The sequence below is a fragment of the Streptomyces sp. RLA131 genome, from assembly GCF_056270125.1.
Genome location: NZ_JBWDOQ010000002.1, coordinates 515008 through 539083 on the forward strand (window position 1 = coordinate 515008; position 24076 = coordinate 539083).

The 24076-nt window shown below is 71.6% G+C and carries 19 protein-coding genes; 16 read left to right on the plus strand and 3 right to left on the minus strand.

What is annotated here, in order from left to right:
- Positions 1-316: 316 nt before the first annotated feature.
- From RWE79_RS03100 to RWE79_RS03155, 12 genes are all read left to right on the plus strand, one after another.
- A complete protein-coding gene (locus tag RWE79_RS03100) occupies positions 317-2695 on the plus strand; it encodes a penicillin acylase family protein (protein ID WP_475938437.1) in 2379 nt (792 codons plus the stop codon).
- Positions 2696-2867: 172 nt separating this feature from the next.
- Positions 2868-3482, plus strand: coding sequence for a uridine kinase family protein (locus tag RWE79_RS03105; protein WP_475938438.1), 615 nt, complete (start codon positions 2868-2870; stop codon positions 3480-3482).
- A 433-nt stretch (positions 3483-3915) separates the two neighbouring features.
- Entirely contained in the window at positions 3916-6015 is a 2100-nt protein-coding gene (locus tag RWE79_RS03110; protein ID WP_475938439.1) for a hypothetical protein, read from the plus strand.
- Positions 6016-6047: 32 nt separating this feature from the next.
- Entirely contained in the window at positions 6048-7592 is a 1545-nt protein-coding gene (gene pelF / locus RWE79_RS03115; protein WP_475938440.1) for a GT4 family glycosyltransferase PelF, read from the plus strand.
- Positions 7589-9073: a hypothetical protein gene (locus tag RWE79_RS03120; protein ID WP_475938441.1), complete on the plus strand. Its 1485-nt coding sequence runs from the start codon at positions 7589-7591 to the stop codon at positions 9071-9073. The genes pelF and RWE79_RS03120 overlap by 4 nt, the downstream gene beginning before the upstream one ends.
- Positions 9074-9118: 45 nt before the next feature.
- Positions 9119-10120, plus strand: a complete 1002-nt coding sequence (locus RWE79_RS03125; protein ID WP_475938442.1) for an SDR family NAD(P)-dependent oxidoreductase — start codon at positions 9119-9121, stop codon at positions 10118-10120.
- Positions 10121-10183: 63 nt separating this feature from the next.
- Positions 10184-10897, plus strand: a complete 714-nt coding sequence (locus RWE79_RS03130; protein WP_475938443.1) for a nucleotidyltransferase family protein — start codon at positions 10184-10186, stop codon at positions 10895-10897.
- Positions 10898-10906: 9 nt separating this feature from the next.
- Positions 10907-11821: an NAD-dependent epimerase/dehydratase family protein gene (locus RWE79_RS03135; RefSeq protein ID WP_475938444.1), complete on the plus strand. Its 915-nt coding sequence runs from the start codon at positions 10907-10909 to the stop codon at positions 11819-11821.
- Positions 11818-12519 (plus strand): spherulation-specific family 4 protein, encoded by a 702-nt coding sequence (locus RWE79_RS03140; protein ID WP_475938445.1) that lies wholly within the window; start codon positions 11818-11820, stop codon positions 12517-12519. Before RWE79_RS03135 ends, RWE79_RS03140 begins: the two co-directional genes overlap by 4 nt.
- Positions 12516-13370 (plus strand): endo alpha-1,4 polygalactosaminidase, encoded by an 855-nt coding sequence (locus RWE79_RS03145; RefSeq protein ID WP_475938446.1) that lies wholly within the window; start codon positions 12516-12518, stop codon positions 13368-13370. Before RWE79_RS03140 ends, RWE79_RS03145 begins: the two co-directional genes overlap by 4 nt.
- A gap of 155 nt (positions 13371-13525) precedes the next feature.
- A complete protein-coding gene (locus RWE79_RS03150; RefSeq protein WP_475938447.1) occupies positions 13526-15109 on the plus strand; it encodes an FMN-binding glutamate synthase family protein in 1584 nt (527 codons plus the stop codon).
- A 13-nt stretch (positions 15110-15122) separates the two neighbouring features.
- A complete protein-coding gene (locus tag RWE79_RS03155) occupies positions 15123-16886 on the plus strand; it encodes a thiamine pyrophosphate-dependent enzyme (RefSeq protein ID WP_475938448.1) in 1764 nt (587 codons plus the stop codon).
- 123 nt (positions 16887-17009) lie between these two features.
- Here RWE79_RS03155 and RWE79_RS03160 read toward each other — a convergent pair whose 3' ends face one another.
- A complete protein-coding gene (locus tag RWE79_RS03160) occupies positions 17010-18083 on the minus strand; it encodes a mechanosensitive ion channel family protein (RefSeq protein WP_475938449.1) in 1074 nt (357 codons plus the stop codon).
- Between the two features lie 248 nt (positions 18084-18331).
- On the opposite strand from RWE79_RS03160, the gene RWE79_RS03165 reads away from it, so the two are divergent.
- Positions 18332-18820 (plus strand): N-acetyltransferase family protein, encoded by a 489-nt coding sequence (locus tag RWE79_RS03165; RefSeq protein WP_475938450.1) that lies wholly within the window; start codon positions 18332-18334, stop codon positions 18818-18820.
- A gap of 30 nt (positions 18821-18850) precedes the next feature.
- Here RWE79_RS03165 and RWE79_RS03170 read toward each other — a convergent pair whose 3' ends face one another.
- Complete coding sequence (locus RWE79_RS03170; protein ID WP_475938451.1) at positions 18851-19408, minus strand: DinB family protein; 558 nt, start codon at positions 19406-19408, stop codon at positions 18851-18853.
- Between the two features lie 603 nt (positions 19409-20011).
- On the opposite strand from RWE79_RS03170, the gene RWE79_RS03175 reads away from it, so the two are divergent.
- From RWE79_RS03175 to RWE79_RS03185, 3 genes are all read left to right on the plus strand, one after another.
- Complete coding sequence (locus tag RWE79_RS03175) at positions 20012-20641, plus strand: hypothetical protein (RefSeq protein ID WP_475938452.1); 630 nt, start codon at positions 20012-20014, stop codon at positions 20639-20641.
- A 116-nt stretch (positions 20642-20757) separates the two neighbouring features.
- Positions 20758-22455 (plus strand): hypothetical protein, encoded by a 1698-nt coding sequence (locus tag RWE79_RS03180; protein ID WP_475938453.1) that lies wholly within the window; start codon positions 20758-20760, stop codon positions 22453-22455.
- Positions 22452-23171, plus strand: coding sequence for a TIR domain-containing protein (locus RWE79_RS03185; RefSeq protein WP_475938454.1), 720 nt, complete (start codon positions 22452-22454; stop codon positions 23169-23171). The genes RWE79_RS03180 and RWE79_RS03185 overlap by 4 nt, the downstream gene beginning before the upstream one ends.
- A 36-nt stretch (positions 23172-23207) precedes the next feature.
- Here RWE79_RS03185 and RWE79_RS03190 read toward each other — a convergent pair whose 3' ends face one another.
- Complete coding sequence (locus RWE79_RS03190) at positions 23208-24029, minus strand: macro domain-containing protein (protein WP_475938455.1); 822 nt, start codon at positions 24027-24029, stop codon at positions 23208-23210.
- Between the last annotated feature and the right edge of the window lie 47 nt (positions 24030-24076).

The following is a 24076-nucleotide window of genomic DNA, read 5'->3' on the forward strand; positions in this document are numbered from 1 at the left end:
ACGCGCGCCTCCCCCCGCAGCCGTAGGGCGACACAGCACATGGCACCCAGGGGTTACATCCACAGGCTGACGTACTCGCCGTAGGTCCTCCGACGGTCCGATGCCGAATGGGTGTCACCGGCGGCACGGTTACCCCATGCATGACACCCAGCAACTGACGTTACGTCACAGAACTCCCGGCCGATCGAGGCGGCGGTGGCGGCCGGCATCCGGGCTGTCCGCCCTCTGCCTCGCCTCCGTCACGACGGCACTGCTGCCGGCCTCACCGGCGTCCGCGTCCGTGTCCGACTCCGCGTCCGCGTCCGCGTCCGGCTCCGTGTCCGACTCCGCGTCGGCCGCAGCGGGCCGGGGCGGCGAGACCGTGGCCGGACCGGGGTTCACGGCCCGGATCCGCCGGACCGAGTACGGCATCCCGCACATCCTGGCGCACGACTACAGCGGCCTCGGCTACGGATACGGCTACGCCTTCGCGCAGGACAACCTGTGCGCGCTGGCCGACCGGGTGGTGACGCTGCGGGGCGAGCGCTCCAGGTACTTCGGACCGGACGGAACACCCGCCGCCGACGCACCCGGCACCAGCAACCTCCTCAGCGACACCTACTACCGCGGGCTGCGGCAGGCGGGCACCGTGCAACGGCTACTCGACCGTCCGGCGCCCCTGGGCCCGACGCCCGATCTGCGCAGGCTGGTCGACGGCTACGCCGCCGGCTACAACCGCTACCTGCGCGACACCGGCGCCGCCAAGCTGCCGGACCCCACCTGCGAGGGCAAGCCGTGGGTCGGGCCGATCACCGCGCTGGACATCTGGAACGTCGTCTACGACGTCAACGGCGCGAACGGGGCGGCCTCGCTCGCGGACACCATCGCCGCCGCGACACCCCCGACGGCGGGCAGCACGCCCGCCGCGACCACGTCGAAGGCACGGGCCGCCCTCACCGCGCTGACCAGCCCGGCCGCGAACGACACCGCTGACGCCTCAGGCTCGGGCTCCGACGCCGGCTCCGGCAACCTCGGCAGCAACGGCTGGGCCCTCGGCCGTGACGCGACCCGCGACGGCGACGGGATGCTGCTCGCCAACCCGCACCTCAGCTGGGTCGGCGGTTTCCGCTTCTATCAGGTCCAGTTGACGATCCCCGGGAAGCTGGACGTCGCCGGCGCCGCCCTGTACGGCACGCCCGTGATCGAGATCGGCCACACCCGGGGCCTCGCCTGGACGCACACCACCACCCACGCGGACCACGCCTCCCTCTACCGGCTGGACCTGGTGCCCGGCGACCCGACCAGCTACACGGTCGACGGCAGGACCGAGCACATGAAGCGCCGGACCGTGCACGTCACCGTACGCGGCACGGACGGCGGACTGTCCAGCGTCAAGCGGACGCTGTACACCTCGCGCTACGGCCCCGTGCTGTCCTTCGGATGGACGGACACCACCGCGCTGTCCCTCCGCGACGCCAACGCCGACAATCTGCGCTCGATGAACGAGTGGCTGGCGATGGGCACTTCGCAGAGCGTGACCCAGCTGCGCGCTGCCCAGCGGACCTACCAGGGCAACCCCTGGACCCACACGATCGCCACCGACACCAGCGGCACGACCTGGTTCACCGACTCCTCCGTCGTCCCGCACCTCACCGACGACCAGCTGACGCACTGCACCCTGCCCGGCGGCGACGACCTGCCCGACGCCCTGGACGGCTCGAACTCGGCCTGCGCCTGGGGCAGCGACCCGGACGCGGTCGTGCCCGGCATCTACGGTCCCGCCAACCAGCCGACGCTGACCCGGACCGACTACGTGGCCAACTCCAACAACGGCCCGTACCTCGCCAACCCCGACGCCCCGATCACCGGCCTGCCCGGCGTGTACAACACCGGGACCAGGCTGGGCCTGCGGGCTCAGCTGGGGCTCCGGATGATCGTCCAGCGCCGTGACGGGACGGACGGACTCGGCGCCCCCGGTTTCACCCTGGACACGTTGCGGGCGACGATGCTCGGCGACCGCGTCCACTCGGCCGAGCTCGGCCTCGCGGACGTGGTCGCGATGTGCCGGGCGAACCCCCGGCTCACCACGAGCGACGGAACGCCGGTCGACGTACGGGCGGCCTGCGACACCCTCGGGCAGTGGGACACCCGCGCCGATACCGACAGCCGTGGCGCCGCGCTCTGGGGGGCCTTCTACGAGCGCCTGGCCGACAGCGGTCCCGACACCTGGTGGCGCGTGCCGTACGACCCGGCCGATCCGCTCAGCACGCCGCGCGGCATCGACGGCGACGACGTGAACGTGCGGCACGCCCTCGCCGACGCCGTCGAGTCGTTCGCGTCCGCCGGCCTCGCGGTCGACACCCCCCTCGGCGCCGTACAGCGCTGGGCCGGGATACCGCTGCCCGGCTGTGACGGCGGCGCGGGGTGCTTCAATGTCGTCGAGGCGACCGCGGACTCGGGCAGCAGCGGCGCGGTGTACCCGGCATCGCCGGACGACTACGCGTTCGGCGCCGGTTTCGTCATGGCCGTCGAACTCACCCCGCACGGGCCCCGGGCCCGTACGATCCTCACCTACGGCGAGTCCGCCGACCCCACCTCGCCCCACTTCGCCGACCAGACCACCCTGTTCTCCCGCAAGCAGTGGGTGACCGAACGCTTCACCGACGCCGAGATCAAGGCCGACCCGTCCCTGCGGGTCACAACCCTGCGCCGCTGAGCCCTGAGGCGGTCCTCGGCGAGCCGGTTGGTTCGCCGAGGACCGCCCGGTGGCCGGTTTCGTCCCAATCGCCGGACGGGCCGCATATTCAGCGCCCCCAGTACCGCTGGGTGGGATGCTCCCCCGGCCCGGCGGTCTCGTCAGGCCCGCGGCCCTGCGCCACACTCTCTTGGTGACCACACAGCGGAACGAGACGGAACACGTCGCCTCAGCCATCGCGGCCCTTGCCGGGCACGCGCCTGACGGCTTCGTTCTGGTCGCGATCGACGGCCCTGGCGGAGCCGGAAAATCGACGCTCGCGACAGCGGTCGCCGAAGCCCTGGGCGGAGCGGAGCGGACCACCATCGTCCATGTCGACGACTTCTACCGCCCGATGGCCCCGGAAGAGCGGCTGCTTCTCGGCCCGGAAGAGGGCTACCACCGGTACTTCGACTGGCAGCGGTTGCGCGACCAGGTACTCGTCCCGCTCGTCGCGGGCCGGGCGGCGGACTACCAGCGCTACGACTGGGCCACGGGCGCGCCGGCCCCGGACGAGCTCCGTCACGTCCCACGGAGCGGCACGGTCATCGTCGAAGGCGTGTTCACCGCACGCCCGGAACTGGCGGCCTACTACGACCTCACCGTCTCTGTCGAGACACCTCGTGACACATGTCTGCACCGGCAGTACGCACGTGGACACGACCACGGTCCCGGAAACTGGGTCGATCGCTGGCGTGCCGCCGAGGAGCATTACCTCACGACAACGTGTCTCGGTGACCGGGCAGACCTGACCGTCAAGGGCTGCTGACACCGGGCACACATGTGCCGGCGGCATTCGGGCCGGTCACACAGCCAACTCAGATGTGGCTGCCGCCCATGTGTGTGGCACGGCGCTGAGCGGCCTCCTTGTCTCACGGGCAGGTCAGTGACCCCGCCCGCACGCAACCTGTCCGGAACACATGTGTTGCCGGCGGTGCGCCTGCGGCAAGCTGGCCTCACGAGACTGGGAGTGAACGCGAGAGTACGCAAGGTGAACAAGGGTGAGATGTTTCCGAAATTCTGACGAATTGCCCACAACGCCTCCTGATCTCGTCGGAGTATGTGTGCGGGAAGAACCGGGGCCGCGCTCGCGACCCTGATTTTGCATTTGTTTCGGCGCAGGTACGCAAGAAGGTTTCTCGCTGTCCGGGTCCGGTAATTCGCCATGCCGCAATTCACGCTGCGGTACAGGGGGGCACATCATGCAGGGGTTTTCACGGAAGGCCGCGGTCTGCGCGGCGTCGTTGTTATTCACGCTCCTGGCGCCGGTGGCCGGGGCCAGAGCCGACGAGTCGGAGCCGAGAATCGACCTGAGGGTGCTGGTGGTCGATGACGGCGGCTCGGCCACGGAGGCCATCGCGGCGGAGCTCGACGGGGCGGGCACGCCCTACACGGTGGTCGACCTGAGCGACGCCGGCAGACCGCGGATCGACGCGGCGTTCCTGAGCGATACGGTCGACGGGCGGCCGAGGGCGAAGTACCAGGCCGTGGTGCTGCCTGACGACAGTCCCTTCGGGGCGGGTTCCGCGGAGACGGCGGCACTGACGGCGTACGAGCAGACATACGGGATCCGCCAGGTCGACGCGTACACGTACGCGCAGCCCGCCGTGGGGCTGAACTGGGCGCAGGATCCCGGGTACATCGGGTCACTGGACGGTACGACGGCGCAGGTGACCGCCGCCGGCCTGGCGGGGCCTTTCGGGTATCTCGACGGCGCGGTTCCGTTCGAGGACAACGCAGCCGACGTGTCGGAGAGTTACGGCTTTCTGGCGGTGCCGCTCGCCCAGCAGCAGGCGGGGGCGCAATTCACCAGCTTTGTTGAGGCACCGATTCCCGGCACGGCGGTGAACGGCTCGCTGATCGGGGAGTACGCGCATGACGGCCGCCGCGAATTGGTGGTGACGTTCGTCTACAACCAGGCCCAGCAGCAGTACCGGCTGCTCGCGCGCGGAATGGTGGAGTGGATGACGCAGGGCGTCCATCTGGGCGCGGACCGGAACTACTTCGCGGTGCACGTGGATGATGTCTTCGGGGAGGACGACCGGTGGGACACGGAGCTGAACTGCACCCCCGGCGACGTGGACTGTCCGACGGGTGAGGGGACGGCTGATCCGATCCGGATGACGGTGGCGGACGCGCAGTACGCGAAGCAGTGGTCCCAGGAGCACGGCCTGACGCTGGACATGCTGTTCAACGGCGGGGGCAGCGAGTCGTACAAGGACGAGACCGGCGGGCCGGACGCGCTGACCGATCAGCTGGTCGCGGACAAGGACGCCTTCCGGTGGGTGAGTCACACCTACGACCACGCGTTCCTGGGCTGTGTGCAGAACGTGACGGTGGTGCCGTGGGTGTGCTCCACCGACGCGGCCGGGAACACGCAGTGGGTCAGCGAGGCGGAGATCACCGGGGAGATCACGGACAACCGGGCCTGGGCCACGGCGAAGGGGCTGGACCTCGACGACACGGAGCTGGTCACCGGTGAGCACTCGGGGATGCGGCTGCTTCCGCAGCAGCCGGACGACAACCCCAACCTGGGGCCCGCGCTCACCGCGACCGGAGTGACCGCGCTGGGCAGTGACAACTCGCGTGATCCGCAGCAGCGGCAGGTCGGCCCCGCGCTGACGGTGCCGCGCTTCCCGATGAACGTCTTCTACAACGCGGGCAAGGCGGCGGAGGAGGTGGACGAGTACAACTGGATCTACACCAGCGCGGCCGACGGCGGCAGCGGCATCTGTGACGGCTCCACGACGACCACCTGCCTGGACGCCCCGCTGGACACCGCGACCGGGTACATGTCGTACCTCATTCCGACCGAGAGCCGGATCGCGCTCGGGCATGTGCTGTCGAACAACCCGCGCCCGCACTACATCCACCAGTCGAATCTCGCCGAGGAGCGGATCGCGTACCCGGTGCTGGAGAAGGTCCTGAGCGACTACGCGGGCCTTTTCGCCGACAACGCCCCGCTGGTCAACCCGCGGATGAGGGACATCGGCACCGAGCTGGAGCGCCGGGCCGCCTGGGACACCGCCGTCGACGACGGCCAGGTCACCGCCTACCGGATCGGGAGCACCGTCACCATCAGCGCGCCCAGCGGTGTGGCGGCCCCGGCGACCATGCCGGCCGGGACGGACGGCCTGGGCAGCGCGTACGCGGGGCTGCGGTCGGGGTGGACCGACAGCGGCTCGCTGGAGCTGGCGCCAGGGGAGACGCCCGCCCCGGTGACATCGGCCGCCACAGCCACAGCCACAGCCGCGACCACGGCAGCGACCACGGCCACGGCCACGACTGCTGCCACGGGCTGAACCTGACGGTTCCTTGGGGGGAATGAGACACCGTGTTCACGCGCGAGATCCTGCACGCGGCGCCGCCGCCCGGCGCCGATGACCGGGCGGTGGTGACACTGCTGACCGAAGGAACGTATCCGCATCAGCACGGCGGGGTGAGTGTGTGGTGCGACCAGTTGGTCCGGGGGATGCCCGACATCGGCTTCCGGATCATCGCCATCACCGGGAGCGGCCGGGAGCCGTTGGCGTGGGAGCTGCCCCCTAACGTCGGCGAGGTGGTCCCGCTCCCGCTGTGGGGACCGGTTCCGGCCGGGCGCGCCCCCCGGGGGCGGCGGCTACGCGGCTTCGCCGCCTCGTACGAGCGCTTCCTCTGCTCGTTGCTGGAGCCCGGCTCGCCGGGCACCGGGGCGGACTTCGCCGACGGCCTGTACGCGCTCGCCGCCCGGGCCCGCAAGGGGGAGCTGTCGGCGTCCCTGCGCACCGAGGAGGCGCTGCGCACCCTGACCGGGGTGTGGAACCGGCCGCACATACCCGTGGCCGCTGCCCGGCCGACCCTGCACGACGCGCTGACCGCCACCGACCTGCTGGAGCACGCGCTGCGCCCGCTGGCGGCCGTACCGCGGCCGGGCGGGGTCGCGCACGCCGTGAGCGGGGGGCTGGCGGCGCTACCCGGGCTGATGGCACATCAGATGTACGGGACGCCGCTGCTGCTGACCGAGCACGGCGTCTACCTGCGCGAGCGCTACCTCGGCTACCGCACGGGCCGTTATCGCTGGCCGGTGAAGTCGCTGCTGCTGGGCTTCTTCCGGCTGCTGGCCGCGGAGACCTACGCCCGCGCCGCGCTCGTCACCCCGGGCAACCGCTACAACCGGCGCTGGGAGGAGCACGGCGGCACACCGCCCGACCGGATCCGGACCGTCTACAACGGAGTCGACCCCGGCGCCTTCCCGCCCGCCGGGCCGGAACCGGAGCCGCCGACCCTGACCTGGGCGGGACGGGTCGACCCGATCAAGGACCTGGAGACGCTGATCCGCGCCTTCGCCCTCGTACGGCAGGAGTTGCCGCAGGCGCGGCTGCGGCTGTTCGGTGGCACGCCGCGCGGCGGGGAGGCCTACCGGGAGCGCTGCCGGGCCCTCGCCGACGAGGTGGGGGCCGGGGACGCGGTGGTCTTCGAGGGCCGGGTGGAGGACATCCGCGACGCCTACGCGGCGGGGAACGTGGTGATGCTGTCCAGCATCAGCGAGGGCTTTCCTTTCACCCTCATCGAGGCGATGTCGTGCGGACGGGCCACCGTCTCCACCGACGTGGGCGGGGTGCGCGAGGCGGTCGGCGACACCGGGCTGGTCGTACCGCCCCGCGAGCCCGGGGAGATGGCGCGGGCGGCGCTGGAGCTGCTGCGCGACCCGGGGCGGCGCGCCCGGATGGGCGAGGCGGCGCGGCTGAGGGTGATCGAGCAGTTCACGCTCCGGCAGACCATCGACACCTTCCGGGGGATCTACGGCGAACTCGCCGCGGAGTCCGGGTCCGCCGCCGGGCGCGAGCGGTACCAGGAGCCCCTGGCCGACGGCGTACGGCAGGCGGGTGAGGCGGGGTGAGCGGGCCCTTACGCCTGCTGCCGGGCGACGGCGGCACCGACCAGGACCAGGCCGGCCGACGGCGGTTCCCGGTGGGGCGGCCGGACATCACCGCTTCCGGTGAGGCCGGGCCTCGTGACACCGACGCGCTGCCCGCGCTCGGCCCCCGCCTCCGCACCCGGCCGTCCTGGGCCGAGGATCCGCTCGACGAACTCGCCGAACGGCTGGCGGACGCGTGCGGCGCTGCCGTCCACCCGGACGAGATCGCCGCCGTGCTGGAGTCGGACGGTCTGACGCAGGAGCAGATCACCGGCCGTTACGGGCGGCGGGACCTCTTCGCGGTCGCCGAGGAGCTGTACGCCCGGGTGCCCCGCCGCTTCCCCGACCCGCCACCGCCGCCCGACCCCTGGCGGACCAGCCCGTGGGGGTGCGCGTTGCGCGGGGCGGTCTTCGCACTCCCCGGCCTGGCCTACGTGCTGGGCGCCGGTCTGCTGGCCGGCGGTACCGGCGGTGAGAGCGGCACGGGCGGTGCGATCGGTACGGGCGCGACCGCCGGGCTGGCTGCCTCGGCGCTGATCGCCTGGGCATGGAACCAGGGCCTGGCCCACCGAGCCTACGTACGGCTCGCCGGGGGCGGCCGCCACGCCGCCGCGCACAGCCTGCTCGCCGGGGCGCCTGCCGGGGCGCTGGGTGCGGCGGCCGCCGGGCTGCTGCTGCCGGGGCCGGGCACCATGGCCGCGTTCGCCGCCGGACAGGCGCTCTACCTCGCGGCGGGCACGGTCCTGCTGGTGCTGGGCCGCGAACGGGATCTGCTGCTCGCGCTCACCCCGACGGCCGCCGGAGCGGCCTCGATGCTCGGGTGGCACCCCGGCCCGGTGGCCGTCATTGGGCTGCTGCTGGTCACCGTCGCCGCCGCGGTGCTGCTGGCGGCCCGCGAGATCGTACGGTCGCTGCGCACGGCGGCCTCGGAGAGCGCCGGGAGCACGGCGGGCCCCGGGGACCGGCCGCCGCTCGCGGCCTCCGTTCCGTACGGTCTGTTCGGCCTGGCCGCGGGGGCGCTGACGCTGATGGCCGCGGCGGCCGACGGGCCCGCCGTGGTCACGCTCACTTTGAGCATGGGCCTGGCCGAGTGGCTGCTCTACCGCTACCGGAGCCTGGGCCTGGCCGCCCTGCGGCACAGCACCACGCCCTCGGGTTTCCGGCTGCGGGCGGGGCGGGCCCTGGCGCTGTGCCTCGCCGGATATCTGGCGGTGCTGGCCGTGCCCCCGCTGATCCGCGGGGTGTCGCCGGGGCCGCTGCTGGCGCTGGGAGCCGTCCTGTGGACGGCTCTGCTGCTCCAGGCCTTCGGGACAGCCTGGCCGCCCGCCGCCGTGTGCCTGGCCGCCGCCCTGGGCACGGCCGCGAGCCCCGCCGTCGTCCATCCGGTCGTCTGCGGCTGCGCCGGCGTCGCGCTGGTGAGCGTCTCGTACGTCCTGCTGGGCCGGGCCACGGCCCACCGCTGACAGCACCGCCGACCACAGACCGCCGACCACAGAGGAGACAGACCCGTGACCGAATCCGGACCCGTAGCCGTCACCGGAGCGGAGGGATTCATCGGCTCGCACCTGGTGGAGGCGCTCGTCGCCGCCGGGCACCGGGTGCGAGCGATGGCCCAGTACAACTCCTTCTCCTCCTACGGCTGGCTGGAGACCCTGCCGCAGGACGTGATGGACAGCGTCGAGGTGGTGCTCGGCGACGTACGCGACCCCGGCTCGGTGGACAGGCTGCTGGCCGGCACGGAGGCCGTGTACCACCTGGCCGCGCTGATCGCGATCCCGTACTCCTACCAGGCTCCGCACAGCTACGTGGACACCAACGTCACCGGCACCCTCAACGTCCTGGAGGCGGTCCGCAGGCTCGGCGTCGAGAGGCTGGTCCATACCTCCACCAGCGAGACGTACGGTACGGCCCGTACGGTGCCGATCACCGAGGACCACCCCATCAACACCCAGTCCCCGTACGCCGCTTCGAAGGCGGGCGGCGACCGGCTCGCCGACAGCTACCACGCGAGCTTCGGCACCCCGGTGGTCACCCTGCGGCCGTTCAACACCTTCGGCCCGCGCCAGTCCATGCGGGCGGTGATCCCCACCGTCATCGGGCAGGTCGCGGCCGGGGAACGGACCATCACCCTCGGCGACCTGCGGCCCACCCGGGACTTCACCTTCGCCAAGGACACGGCGCGGGCCTTCCTGGCGGTGGGCACCGCGCCCGCCGGGGCCGTCGTCGGCCGCACCTTCAACGCCGGTACCGGCGGCGAGATCTCGGTCGGCGACCTGGTCACCCTGATCGGCAAACTCATGGCCGTGGACCTGGAGGTCCGCGCGGACCCGCAGCGCATCCGCCCGGCCGGATCGGAGGTGATGCGACTGGTCTGCGACGCGTCGCGGCTGCGCGCCGCCACCGGATGGGAACCCGCCCACAGCCTCGAAGAGGGCCTGGAGGCGACCATCGGTTTCTTCCGCGACCCGGCGAACCTCGCCCGCTACAAGACAGCCGTCTACAACATCTGACGAATGCGCGACCCCACGAACCCACGAATCCGGCGCCGGCCGGAAGGTAAGGAGAAGCCCACGATGCACGCAGTCATCCTGGCCGGAGGCAAGGGCGTACGGTTACGGCCCTACACGACCGCCCTGCCCAAGCCGCTCGTTCCCATCGGCGATCAGCACGCGATCCTGGAGATCGTGATGCGGCAGCTCGCCGGAGCCGGCTTCACCACCTGCACCATCGCCATCGGCCACCTCGGCCACATCATCCGCGCCTATGTCGGCGACGGCTCCCAGTGGGGCCTGCGGGTCGACTACGCCACCGAGGACAGCCCGCTGGGCACCATGGGCCCACTGCTGACCATGCTCGACCGGCTGCCCGAGCACTTCCTCGTCATGAACGGCGACGTCCTCACCGACCTGGACTTCGGCGCCGTGCTGCGCAGTCACCAGAACTCCGGCTCGCCGCTGACCATCGCCACGTACCCGCGCACGGTCGCCATCGACTTCGGCGTGCTCACCACCGAAGTCGGCCGGGTCGTCGGCTTCGCCGAGAAGCCGAGCATGAACTACCGGGTCTCCATGGGCGTCTACGGGCTGTCCCGGTCCACCCTCACCGGCTACACCCCCGGTCTGCCGCTCGGCTTCGACGAGTTGATCCTCGACCTGCTCCGCGACGAAACCCCGCCCGCCGCCTACGAGTTCGACGGCTACTGGCTCGACATCGGCCGCCCGGACGACTACGACCGGGCCAACGCGGAGTTCAGCACGCACCGCCCCGCCCTGCTCAAGGGAGTGTGACCCGGCATCATGCGCATCCTTGTCCTGGGCTCCACCGGATTCCTGGGCGGCCACGTCGCCGGGCAGCTGCGCACCCTCGCGGGTGTGCGGGTGCTCGGCGGCGGCCGCTCCCTGGACGCCGGCGTGCCCGTGACCCTCCCCGTCGACCTGGCCGCCGTCCCCGTCGCCGGGCTCGTACGGTCCCTCCGGGCCCTCGCCCCGGACACCGTCGTCAACTGCGCGGGCGCCGTGACCGGCGACCCCGTACGCCTGGCCGAGACCAACGCACGCGGGCCCGCCGTGCTGTGCGAGGCCCTGCGGGAGGCGGCTCCCCGCGCCCGCCTGGTCCACCTGGGATCGGCCGCCGAGTACGGGCCGACGCCCGCCGGGCAGGCGCTCACCGAAACCTCGCCGGTCAACCCGCAGGGCACGTACGGCGCGACCAAACTGGCCGGGTCGTACGCGGTGACCGAGGCCGGCCGGGCCGGGCTGGACGCCGTCGTCCTGCGGGTGTTCAACCCGGTCGGCCCCGGCGCACCCGCCGCCGGCCTGCCCGGACGGCTCGCCGACGAGCTGGCGCGCGCGCTGCCCGACAGCACGGTCCGCGTCGGCGACCTGTCGGCGTACCGCGATTTCGTCGACGTCCGGGACGTGGCACGGGCCGCCGTGCTCGCGGCCACCGCCCCCGGCCCCCTGCCGCCCGTCCTCAACATCGGCAGCGGCACGGCCACCCGTGCCAGGGTCCTGGCGGAGGAGCTGGCGCGGGTCGCCGGGTTCCGGGGCCGGATCGAGGAGCGCGGCGCGGGCTCGCTGCGGTCCTCGGCCGTGTCCTGGCAGCAGGCGGACGTGACCGCCGCCGCGGCCGCCCTCGACTGGCGGCCCGAACTGACCCTCACCGACTCGCTCACCGGCCTGTGGGCCGAGCACACCCGGATCCCCGCGTGACCGGCACCCGAACGGACGACGGCAGCGGCCACGGGCGGCTGCTCGTCCCGCTCTACGTCCACCCCGCCGTGGACCCGGCCGCCTGGCGCGCGCTGATCCGGGCCGGCCCGCTGCTGTACGGCGTCGTCCTCAACGTCGCCGACGGGCCCGGCACCGCCCCCGACCCGTCCTTCGTCGCGGCCGCCGCACAGCTGCGGGAGGCGGGCGTGCGGGTGCTGGGATACGTCGACACGGCATACGGCGACCGTCCGGTCCGCGCGGTCGTCGGCGACCTGCGCCGCCACCGCCGCTGGTACGACACCGACGGCGCCTTCCTGGACCGGACCGCCTCCGGCGCCGGGCTGCTGGGCTACTACCGCTGGCTGGTGCGCGCCGCCCGCGTCTGCGCGGCCCGTGCCGTGGTACTCAACCCCGGCGTCCATCCGGCCCCGGGCTACGCCGCGTTCGCCGACCTGCTGGTCACCTTCGAGGGCAGCTGGGACGCGTACCGTGACCCCGCCTTCACCGTGCCCGCCTGGACCGCCGCCCATCCGCCCGGCCGCTTCTGCCACCTGGTGCACGGCGTCCCGGACCCGCTGTGCGGCCTCGCCGCACGCACCGCCCGGATCCGCGGGGCCGGCGTTCACTGCGCCGTCCCGGGCAGCGGCGCGAACCCGTGGAGCAGCCTGCCCCCGGGTGTGGAGAGGGTGGCGTCTTGAGGCACCTCGTACGACCGGGCTCCGCGACCGCCCTCCTTGCCGCCCTTCTCCTTCTGCTGCTGGCGGGCTGCTCCACCAGCACCCCGGACTCCCCCGCCCCGCACACCTCTTCCGGCCGCTGGCAGCCGCGCCCCGGCACCGCCTGGCAGTGGCAGCTCAGCGGCCGCGTCGACACCTCCGTACAGGTCCCGGTGTACGACATCGACGGCTTCGAGAACAGCGCCGGCACGGTGAAGGCCCTGCACGCCGACGGACGCAAGGTGATCTGCTACATCGACGCCGGCTCCTGGGAGGACTTCCGCACCGATCGCAAGGCCTTCCCCGCCTCCGTCCTCGGCCGGGGCAACGGCTGGAAGGGCGAGCGGTGGCTCGACATCCGCCGCCTCGGCGTGCTGCGCCCCATCATGGCCAGGCGCATGGACATGTGCCGCTCGAAGGGTTACGACGCCGTCGAGCCCGACCTCCTGGACGGCTACACCAACAGGACCGGCTTCCCCCTCACCGGCGCGCACCAGCTCGCGTACAACCGCATGATCGCGGAACTGGCACACGCCCGGGGCCTGGCCGTCGGGCTGAAGAACGACCTGGACCAGATCCCGCAGCTGGTCGGGGACTTCGACTTCGCGGTGAACGAGCAGTGCGCGCAGTACGACGAGTGCGCGTCACTCACACCGTTCGTCACAGCACACAAGGCGGTCTTCCACGTGGAGTACAACCTGCCCACCCGGACGTTCTGTCCCACCGCCCGGCGTCTGGGCCTCGACTCGATGCTGAAGCGGCTCTCCCTCAACGCTTGGCGCCGCCCCTGCCCGTCGTCGACGGAGCCCGGGTGGGCGCGGCAGCCGCAATGAGAAGTACTGCCGGGCGACGACAGCGACGGCCGACCCGTGGCGTAGGACAACTCCGCCCGCGAGAGCAGGGTCCGACTCCCATATGCGCAGGTCCTTGACGGTCTCTTGACGACACCGCTGCGCATGGAGGGCGGCTGCCGGGTAATGCGCGGGGAGTGACACGTATCGGATTGGTCGTTTTCGCCCTGGCCGCGGCACTCGCGGCGGGCGCCGCCGCGGGGTTGGTTTCGCCGTGGTGGTGGTTGGCTGCCGTCCCGCTCGCCCTGCTGGGTCTGCTGGGCGCGTGGGACCTGTCGCAGCGCCGGCATTCGGTGCTGCGCAACTACCCCGTGCTCGGGCACGCCCGCTTCCTCCTGGAGCGGATACGTCCCGAACTCCAGCAGTACTTCGTCGAGCGCAACTTCGACGGCCGCCCCTTCGACCGGGACGTGCGCAGCATCGTCTACGAGCGGGCGAAGGGCACCGACGCCGAGCAGCCGTACGGCACCGAGCAGGATGTCTACCAGCCCGGTTACGAGTTCCTGATCCCGTCGATGGCGCCGTGTCCGGTGCCGAGGACGCCGCCGCGGGTGCGGATCGGCGGGCCGGACTGCGCCCGTCCGTACGACATGGCGCTGCTGAACGTGTCGGCGATGAGTTTCGGCTCCCTGTCGTCGAACGCGATTCTCGCCCTCAACGGGGGTGCCGCGGCCGGGGGTTTCGCCCATGACACCGGTGAGGGCGGCCTGTCGGAGTACCACCTGCGGGCCGGCGGCGACCTCGTATGGGAGATCGGCACCGGCTACTTCGGCTGCCGGACCCGGGACGGCGAGTTCGACCCGGGCGAGTTCGCCGACAAGGCGGCGCACGACCACGTGAAGTGCGTGTCGCTCAAACTCTCGCAGGGCGCCAAGCCCGGCATCGGCGGGGTGCTGCCCGGGGCGAAGGTCAACGCCGAGATCGCGCGGGTGCGGGGCGTGCCCCAGGGGCGGACGGTGATCTCGCCCCCGTACCACCGGGTGTTCTCCACCCCGCGCGAACTCGTCCGCTTCATCGCCAGGATGCGGGAGCTGTCCGGCGGCAAGCCGACCGGCTTCAAACTCTGCCCGGGCTCGCGCCGGCAGTTCCTCGCCGTGTGCAAGGCGATGCTGGAGGAGGGCACGGCCCCGGACTTCATCGTCGTGGACGGAGCCGAGGGCGGCACCGGCGCCGCCCCGCTGGAGTTCGCCGACCATGTCGGCACCCCGCTGACCGAGGGGCTGCTGACCGTGCACAACGCACTCGTCGGCGCGGGCCTGCGCGACCGGATCAGGATCGGCGCGAGCGGCAAGATCGCCACCGGCACCGACCTGGTCAAACGCATGCTGCAGGGCGCCGACTACGGCAATGCCGCGCGGGCCATGATGTTCGCCGTGGGCTGCATCCAGGCGCAGCGCTGCCACACGAACACCTGCCCCACCGGTGTCACCACCCAGGACCCCCGCCGTGCCCGCGCCCTCGATGTCGGCGACAAGACGCTGCGCGTGCAACGCCTCCAGGAGGCGACCGTGGCCAGCGCACTGCAGATCATGGCGTCCATGGGGGTCACCGATCCCGCGCAGCTGCGTCCGCACATGCTCCACCGGCGCATCGACCCGTACACCGAACGCTCCTACGAGGAGCTCTACGAATGGCTGGCGCCAGGGCAGTTGCTCGCCGAGCCGCCCGCGTCCTGGGCTGCCGACTGGCACGCCGCCGACCCCGACCGCTTCACCGTGTGATCTGGAGGATCCCGTGGCCCGAACCGTTGCCCGTGTCATCGTTGACGCACTGAGTGAGCTTGGCGTGCGCCAGGTCTTCGGCGTCGTCGGCGACGCCCTCAATCCGCTGACCGACGCCATCCGCACCACCGAGGACGTGGAGTGGGTGGGCTGCCGGCACGAGGAGGCGGCGGCGTTCGCCGCGAGTGCGCAGTCGCAGCTCAGCGGCACCCTGGGCGTGTGCATGGGCACCGTCGGACCCGGCTCCGTCCATCTGCTCAACGGGCTGTACGACGCGGCCAAGAGCCGCACCCCGGTCCTGGCGATCGCCGGTCAGGTGCCGCTCGCCGAGATCGGCAGCGACTACTTCCAGGAGGTCGACAACGACGCGCTCTTCAGCGACGTGGCGGTCTTCCGGGCGACGATCACCTCACCCGACCAGCTGCCGCAGCTGCTGGAGACGGCGGTGCGCAACGCGCTGGGCCGCAAGGGCGTCGCCGTCCTCACCGTGCCGGGCGACCTCGGCGACCGGGCGCTGAGCACGGACCGTCCGGCCCGCTTCTCCCTGAGCGCCCCCGTGACCCGGCCGGAGGAGTCCGCCGTGCGCCGCGCCGCGCAACTGCTCGACCGCGCGGAGCGGATCACGCTGCTCGTCGGACGGGGTGCCCGCGCCGCGCGCGAGGACGTACTGACCCTGGCCGACCGCCTGGCCGCGCCGATGGTGCTCACCCTGAAGGCCAAGGAGGGCTTCGAGGGCGAGGCCAATGCCTTCCAGGTCGGCCAGACCGGGCTGATCGGCAACCCCGCGGCGGCTTCGGCCCTGCAGGACGCGGACACGCTTCTGCTGCTGGGCACCGACTTCCCCTACCGGGACTGGTATCCGCAGGGCCGGACCGTCATCCAGGTGGACACCGAGGCCGCCCACATCGGGCGCCGGGTGCCGGTGGAGGTCGGGCTCGTCGGCGACACGGGCGCCACCGTCCGGGACCTGCTCGGCCACCTGGCCGCCGCGCCCGGCGGGGCCGGGGGCGCGCGTGACCGCACGCACCTGGAGCAGGCGCGCAAGCGCTTCACGGAGTGGCGCGCGGGTCAGGCCAGGCTCGCCGACCCGGCCCACGACAAGGGCGTGGTCGGACGAATCCGCTCCGCGCTGGACAACCGTACGCACGACATCCGCCCGGAGGCGCTGGCCGCCGTGGTGGACCGGGTCGCCGACGACGACGCCGTCTTCACCTCCGACACGGGCATGGCCACCGTGTGGCTCTCGCGGTTCGTGGAGATGCGCGGCGACCGGCAGCTGCTCGGCTCGTACAACCTCGGCTCGATGGCCAACGCGATGCCGCAGGCGCTCGGCGCCCAGTGCCTGGACCGGCAGCGCCAGGTCGTGGCCTTCTGCGGCGACGGCGGGCTGAGCATGCTCCTCGGCGACCTCATGACGCTCAAGACCAACCGGCTCCCCGTCAAGCTCGTCGTCTTCGACAACCGCCGGCTCGGCATGGTGAAGCTGGAACAGGAGCAGGCCGGGCTGCCGGAGTTCGGCACCGTGCTGGACAACCCCGACTTCGCCGCGGTCGCCGCGGCCATGGGCATCACCGGTATCCGCGTGACCGATCCGGACGAGCTGGAGGAGTCCGTACGCCGCGCCTTCAGCACCCCCGGGCCGGTCCTGCTCGACGTGCTCACGAACCCGGACGAGATCGCCGTGCCGGCCAAGCCGACCGTCGAGCAGGGCTGGGGCTTCGCGGTGGCCAAGGTGAAGGAGGTCGTGCGCAGCCACGGGGACACCGGCGGGCACTGATCGGGGCGCGACGGGAATGCGAGCGGCCCGCCGCCCGCCGGTCTGCCGCCCGCCGGTCTGCCGCCCGACCGACTGCCGACCGCCGTCCGCCGTCCTTGACAGGCGGACGGCGGACGGCGGGCCTCAGACGGACTCGGGCGTCAGGCGCTGGCGCGGCATCGGCACCTCGTCCTGGTGGCGCAGTGTCACCGTCCGGGTGGGGAAGGCGATGTCGATGCCCTCGGTGCGGAAGCGCTGGTGCAGCCGCTTGATGAACTCGTGCTTGATCAGGTACTGGTCGCTGAACTCCCCGGCCCGCAGGATCACCGAGAAGTCGATCCGGGACTCGCCGAACGTGTGGAAGCGCACCGAGGGTTCATGGTCCGGCACACCGCCCTCGACCTCGGCCATCACGGCCTCGGCGACCTCCGTGGCGACCCGCTCGACATGTTCGAGGTCGTTGCCGTAGCCGACCCCCGACTGGACCATGACCGACATCTGCTGGGCGGGCTGGTGGTAGTTGGTGGTGATGGTGCCCGCCAGCCGAGCGTTGGGGATGATCACCAGGTTGTCGGGCAGCTGGCGCACCACGGTGTTGCGCCAGTTGATGTCGACGACATACCCCTCCTCCCCGCTGCTGAGGCGGATGTAGTCGCCCGGCTGGACGGTCCGGGACGCGAGGATGTGCACGCCCGCGAACAGGTTGGCCAGGGTGTCCTGGAGGGCCAGGGCGACGGCGAGGCCGCCCACGCCGAGGGCGGTGAGCAGCGGGGCGATCGAGATGCCGAGGGTCTGCAGCAGCACCAGGAAGCCGACCGCCAGGACCGCTATCCGCGTGATGTTGATGAAGATGCTGGCGGAGCCGGCGACCCCGGAGCGGGACAGTGCCAGCGACTTCACCAGGTCGGCGACCATCCGGGCCGTGGTGACCGTGATGGCCAGGATGAGGACGGCTATCAGCGTGTTGTCGACGCTGTGGCCGATTCTGGAGGTCAGCGGCAGCGCCGCCGCGGCGGCCCATCCGCCGGCCGCGAGGGCGGTCCAGGGCAGCACGGTCCGCAGGGCGTTGACCATGATGTCGTCGCCGTTCCAGCGGGTTCTGGTGGCCCGCTCCCCCAGCCATCGCAGGGCCAGGCGGAGCAGCAGTCCCGCGGCCAGTCCGGCGGCGATCGCGGCGCCCGCCACGATCAGGTCGTGCGGTGTCAAGGTCCGGTTCACCGGTTCGCTCCCTCTGCTGACGGGAGTTGGTTGTACTGTGTCGTCACCCGCGCCATCCTGCCGTATCCGCGGAGTGCCTTTCCGCCGGTCACAGCCGGTTCCCCCGAACGCGCGACCGGGGGGCGGGGAATACGGCGGACATCAGGATCCCCCGCTCGCCCCTGTCTCCCGCCGCGCCGGCCTCGCCCAGGCGTGCCCCGGCCGGAAAAGGCGTTGGAGACAGGCCGGCCGTACGACATCCTGTCCGCATGTTGATCAGGGAAGCCACCTCGGAGGACTGGCCCGCCATCTGGCCCTTCTTCCACACGATCGTCGCCGCGGGCGAGACCTTCACCTATCCGGTGGATCTTGACGTGGACCGGGGCCGCGACTGGTGGGTGCTGTCACCCCCGGACCGTACGGTCGTCGCCGTGAACGACTCAGGTGCCGTCCTGGGGACGGCGAGGATGAACCGTAACCACATGGGCAACGGGTCTCACATCGCGAGTGCCAGCTATATGGTCGACCCGGCGCACGCCGGGCGGGGCGTGGGGCGCGCGCTGTGCGAGTACACCGTGGAGTGGGCGCGTGCGGCGGGCTACCGCGCGATGCAGTTCAACGCGGTGGTGGAGACCAATGTCCCCGCGGTGAGGCTCTACCAATCGCTCGGCTTCGAGGTACTGGGCACGCTGCCGGAGGGCTTCCGGCATCCGAGCGCCGGCTACGTGGGGCTGCACATCATGCACCGCGCGCTCTGACCGCGACGGCCGCCCCCGGCAGCCCGTGCCTCACAGGCCGGTCGCGCCGTCGATACGCTCACGGAGCAGGTCGGCGTGTCCGTTGTGCCGCGCGTACTCCTCGATCATGTGGACGAGTACCCAGCGCAGCGATACCACCCCGCGCCACGCGTCCTCGCCCTCGATGTCCAGGTGGGGCGCGTCCCTGACAAAGGCGTCGGCGAACCCGGCCTCGGCGCTCCAGGCCTGCCAGGCCTCGGCCACGAGGGCGGGATCGGACCTCGCGCCGTCGAAGTCGCCGTCGGGGTCCGCCGACGACGAGAAGCGCGGTGGTGCGTCCTGTCCGGCGAGAACCCTGCGGAACCATCGGCGTTCCACGTCGGCGAGATGACGGACCAGGCCGAGCAGCGAGAGTGTGGAGGGCTCGACGGAGCGCCGGGAGAGCTCTGCGGCCATGCCCGCGCACTTCAGCTCCAGCGTCGTGCGCTGAGCCGCGAGGAATCCGACGAGCACGGCGCGCTCGTCGCCGGTCGAGGGAGCATCGAACCGGTGGTCGTCGCCGGGTCCGACGAACGTATCGGCTCTTCTGCGTGGGCTGGTCGTACTCATGCGGTCTCTCCTTCGGTTGGGAAGGTACAGCCGGTGACCTGCGGACTGCCAATGATCAGCCCGTCCGGCGGTTGAGGACAGACCGCGGCCGAAGCCCGGGCGACCCCGTGAACGCATCGCCCGGGGCGTCGCAGCAGCAGAAGGCGCCGGCCAGGTCCGGGGAGGGACCTGGCCGACGCCGGTGACGGACGCGGGTGCCGGTGACGGCGGTCGCCACTCGGCGAAGTGCTCCGTGGGGCTTCAGCCGAACGATCGTCCCCACGGGCGGAAGGTGAGGCCCGGGGACACTGTCCCGCCACCAACACCCGCGAAGAGTCCAACCAGCCCGCACCGGGAAACATTCCCGCGACCGGGCCGGCGGAAGCGGATCGGAAGCGGGCGGAGTCTGGTCGCGGAAGCGACGGGACTGGTCGTATCGGCGCGTGGGCGAACCGCACCGCTTGCCCACGAACCGGGGTGGGCCGGGCGCGGTCCCCCGATTCAGCCACCGCCGCCCTACCGGAAATGTGATGATGTATCAGCTCGCGTGCCAGGGATGTCGGGGCACCTGCCGCAGTCACCGGCACGGGCGAGTCGGCACCGTCCGAGACGATGGAGTCCCCTATGAACGACCCCTACCGCCCGGTGGGACTGTTACCCCCGGCCGGACCTGTCCGTGTCCGGGTGCTCACGATCGTGGGCGTACCGCTGCTGCTCATCGTGGCGCTGGCGCTGCTGACGGGGCTCGGTTCCGGTTCGGAGGATCCGTACTCGGGTGCTCCGAGCGGGCAAGGCGGCTTCTGGTCCGGGAGCACGGACGGCACGGACGGCTACGCGTCACAGTCGGCCACACCGCCACTGTTCGAACCTTCGCCCGAGGATCCCGGCACGGCGCTGCCGACCGACACGCCTTCGTACGACTCGTCACCATCGCCATCGGCATCATCGTCCACGGACACCCCGGTCACCGGCCCGGGTGCGACCGTCCAGAGTTACTTCGAGGCGATCGACAGCGGCGACTACGCGACCGCTTGGGACCTGGGTGGCAGCAACCTCGACAGCGACTACGACACCTTCGTCGCGGGCTTCGTCGACACCGCGCACGTCACCGTCACCATCCTGTCGGTCAAGGGTGACGTCGTGAAGGTGACGCTTGAGTCCGTCCAGAACAACGCGACCCGGAACAACTACCGCGGGACGTACACGGTCCGCGACGGAGTCATCACCGACGCGTCGGTGAAAGAGACCAGTTGACCGTCCCGCAATCACCCACAGCACGTCACCGATCGGAGCACGTCCGTGCAGCGACACCCGCAGGGCTCATCGCCGGCGGCCTCCGGCGAAATCCATGAGCGGAGCTCTGACAGACCATGAGCGGTGAAGCAGTCATCCCGGGCTCCCGGGGCCCGCAATCCGCCGCGCGGGACTCGCGGGACGCGCCGGCCGCGCGGGACTCGCGAGCACACGCGACGAGCAAGGCGACCCGGTTGCTGTCGGCGGGCACGTACCTCGATCCCGTCTACCGCAAGTCGGTGATCAAGGAGTTGCTGACGGACCGGTTCAGGATCGTGGCCCCGTCCTACGGATACGACGCCGTCCCGGTGCTCGCGCACGCCCTCGCGGCCCACAACCTCCGACGCCAGCAGTTGACCGTCCTGGGCGTCGGCGCCACCCTCACCGTGGTGCTGATGTCCAAGGGCGTGCTGAACCCCTTCGTCGCCATACTGCTGATCGGCTGGCTGGCCTGGGCCACCGACTACCTTCGGCGGATCGCCACCCTGCAGACCCTGATGACCCGCCTGAAGGAGACACGCCCCGACGGGGGCTTCGACGGCACGTATCCCTTGGCCCCGGGGCTCACGGACGAGCTGATCCGCAAGATCGACCACGAGCAGTCCTCCGGCAGTGGCATCATCTTCTACTCCGGCTACCATCCCTTCGTCGGGGCCGGCAAGCGCGTGCACAACTGGTCGAACACCCAGCTGCTGATCGGCGCTCCCGTCGGCGCGTTCGACGCCGCCGCCGGCTGGCCGACCCACATGCCGGCGCCGGGACCCGCCGCCGGCGGGACGTACGGCGACGGGAACGGGCACCGGGCGCCGGAGGCCGTGCAGCGCAAGCCCGTCATCCCGTTCAACCCTTCCGACCTCACCTCCTACGTCGCCGCCCGGATGACCTCCGAACTGCGCGACGACGCGCGCCAGGAGGAACAGATCCGGGCACTGACCGTCGAGCGCCGCAAATACTCCACCGCGATCAGGACGAACGACGTGACGCAGGGCGGGGGCTGGTCCCGGCTCCCCGGGACGGACGACCTGCCGGACATCCACTGGAGGGAGGACTACGACTCGGCGCGCGAGTACCTGTGCATCCGGATCGGCGCCTGGAACGAGGAACTCGTCACCTCACTGATCGTCGGCTTCGACATCAAGGGAGGCACGCTGCACACCGAGTTCCACACCTTCGTACTCGCGCCGCTCATCGAGAGCTTCCACCTGGTCGACCGGCTGCCCGCGGCACTCGACCTCCCCCTGCTGTGGCGGGTGGCCCGGGACATGACCAAGGAGGCGTTCAGCGCGGTGCTGCTGTGGTCCCTGAGCCCCCTGCTGCTGCTGGCGAAGTTCCTCGGCCCCCTGCAGCGGCGGCTGCCGGCCTTCCTGCGCAGGCCGCTGCCGGGCGGCCTGCGCAGGGGAGGGCTCCGGGCGGAGACGATGCCCGTGGTCGACAGCAGCGAGTTCCGCCTGGGCCGTTACGTGACCACCGCGGTGGACTGCGGCGCGCGGACCAGCGTCCGGGAGATGGCGACGAGCGACACGGTCCACCACTACTTCCAGGAGTCCGACGCGATCAAGTACACGCGCATTGTGGAGCGCCGGCTGCTGCAGACCCTCGGTGTCTTTCTGCACGAGCACAACGTCGACCTCGACGATCACAAGAGGCAGCAGAACAGCATCCTCCAGCAGCACTTCGGTGACAACAACCACAACACGGGTCCGGGAACCATCAACGGCGGCGACCGGTACTCGACATCCGGCGACGGCTCCCCCATCAACGCGACGAGGGCATGAGCACCATGAACGGATATCAGCACTTCGGTGACAACAACCACAACACCGGTCCGGGAACCATCAACGGCGGCGACCGGTTCACGACGACGGGGGCGAACTCCCCGATCACCCCCCAGCCCCGGAGCCGTGCCGCAGAGCAGCACACCGAGCAGCGCGGCGACCGGCCGCGCGCCTCCGACCGGGCCCGCAGTGTGTTCGTCGTGCACGGGCGGGACGAAGAGGTGCGGCGTGAGATGTTCGCGCTGCTGCGCCGTCTGGACCTGCATCCGCTGGAGTGGGAGGACCTGGTCAGGGCGACCGGGCAGACCTCGCCGTTCCTCGGTGACGTGGTCGCCAACGCCCCGTCGCAGGCACAGGCCGCACTGGTGCTCCTCACACCGGACGACGTCGCCAAGCTGCACCCGCAGCTCCTGGGCGATCACGAGCCCCCGTACGAGACCCAGTTGACCGGTCAGCCCCGGCAGAACGTGCTGATCGAGCTCGGGATGGTGCTGATGGCCTACCCGGAACGCACCATCATCGTGGAGATCGGCGCGCTTCGGCACATCGCCGACACGGCGGGTCGCAACGTCATCCGCTTCGACGGTACGCACATCGCCCTCGGGAAGATCGTCGAGCGGCTGAAGCAGGCGGGCTGCAAGGTCAACGACACCGGTTCCGACTGGCGGGACACCTGGCCGTTCGAGCGGTTCGCCGCCTACCGGCGCACGCCGTGAGCACATGAGGGGCGGGCGGGTGCTGCCGTCCGCCCCTCATGCCCGGTCCGGCTCCGAGGAGGCCAGCGTCCGCAGAAAGGCCGCCACCTCCGGCATGTTGATCCTCCGCAGGTCGGCGGGCCGGATGACCACCCGCAGTTCCCGGCAGATCGCGCCCTCCCGGGACCGGGCGACGAACGACAGCAGGATCAGCCGCAGCAGGCTCTCCCGGTCGAGGTAGTCGAGCCGGGACAGCCCCGAGCCGACCAGCGGCATCGCCACGCACTCCAGCTGCGCGTGCCGGCGGACGGCGTCCCACAGCCGGTTGAGGCTGGACCACAGCTCCTCCACGCTCGACGCCGCCACGTAGTCGTTGCTGATGTGGCTGTACGCCGCGGCGAAGACCAGCTGCGGACGCCGTCCCAGCGCGGCGACAGTGCCGATGGGGTACCGGTCGAGTTTGCCGAGCGCCTTGTACTCCCGGTCCTCCCTGGCGACGGGTGCGACCTCGCCGAGGGCGGCGCTGAGTTCCGCGTCCAGGCGCCGCACGTCGCCCTCGTAGCGCCGCATCAGCAACTGCCCCTGCACACTGGCGTCGTTGATGACGACCCCGTCGGCCGAGGCGGTGTCGAAGGTGTCGCAGAAGCCGACGACCAGGTGCCCCTGCTGGTCGAAGAGGTCCCCTTCCTCGACGACCACCGTCATGTCCGGGCATCTGAACTCCTGGCGCACCGGGGAGGTCGGCCGCGCCCGCACCAGCCCCCAGGCCCCGCTGAGTCCCACCGCGGCGATGGTCATCGCGCCCGGCTGCGGCAGCCCGGACGGAAAGAGCTGTACGGCGAACTGGATCACCGCGATCAGGCCGCCGAAGGCAGTCACCGTGTGACGGAGGAAAATCCGCCGTGCGCGCCGCGTGCTGACGATCC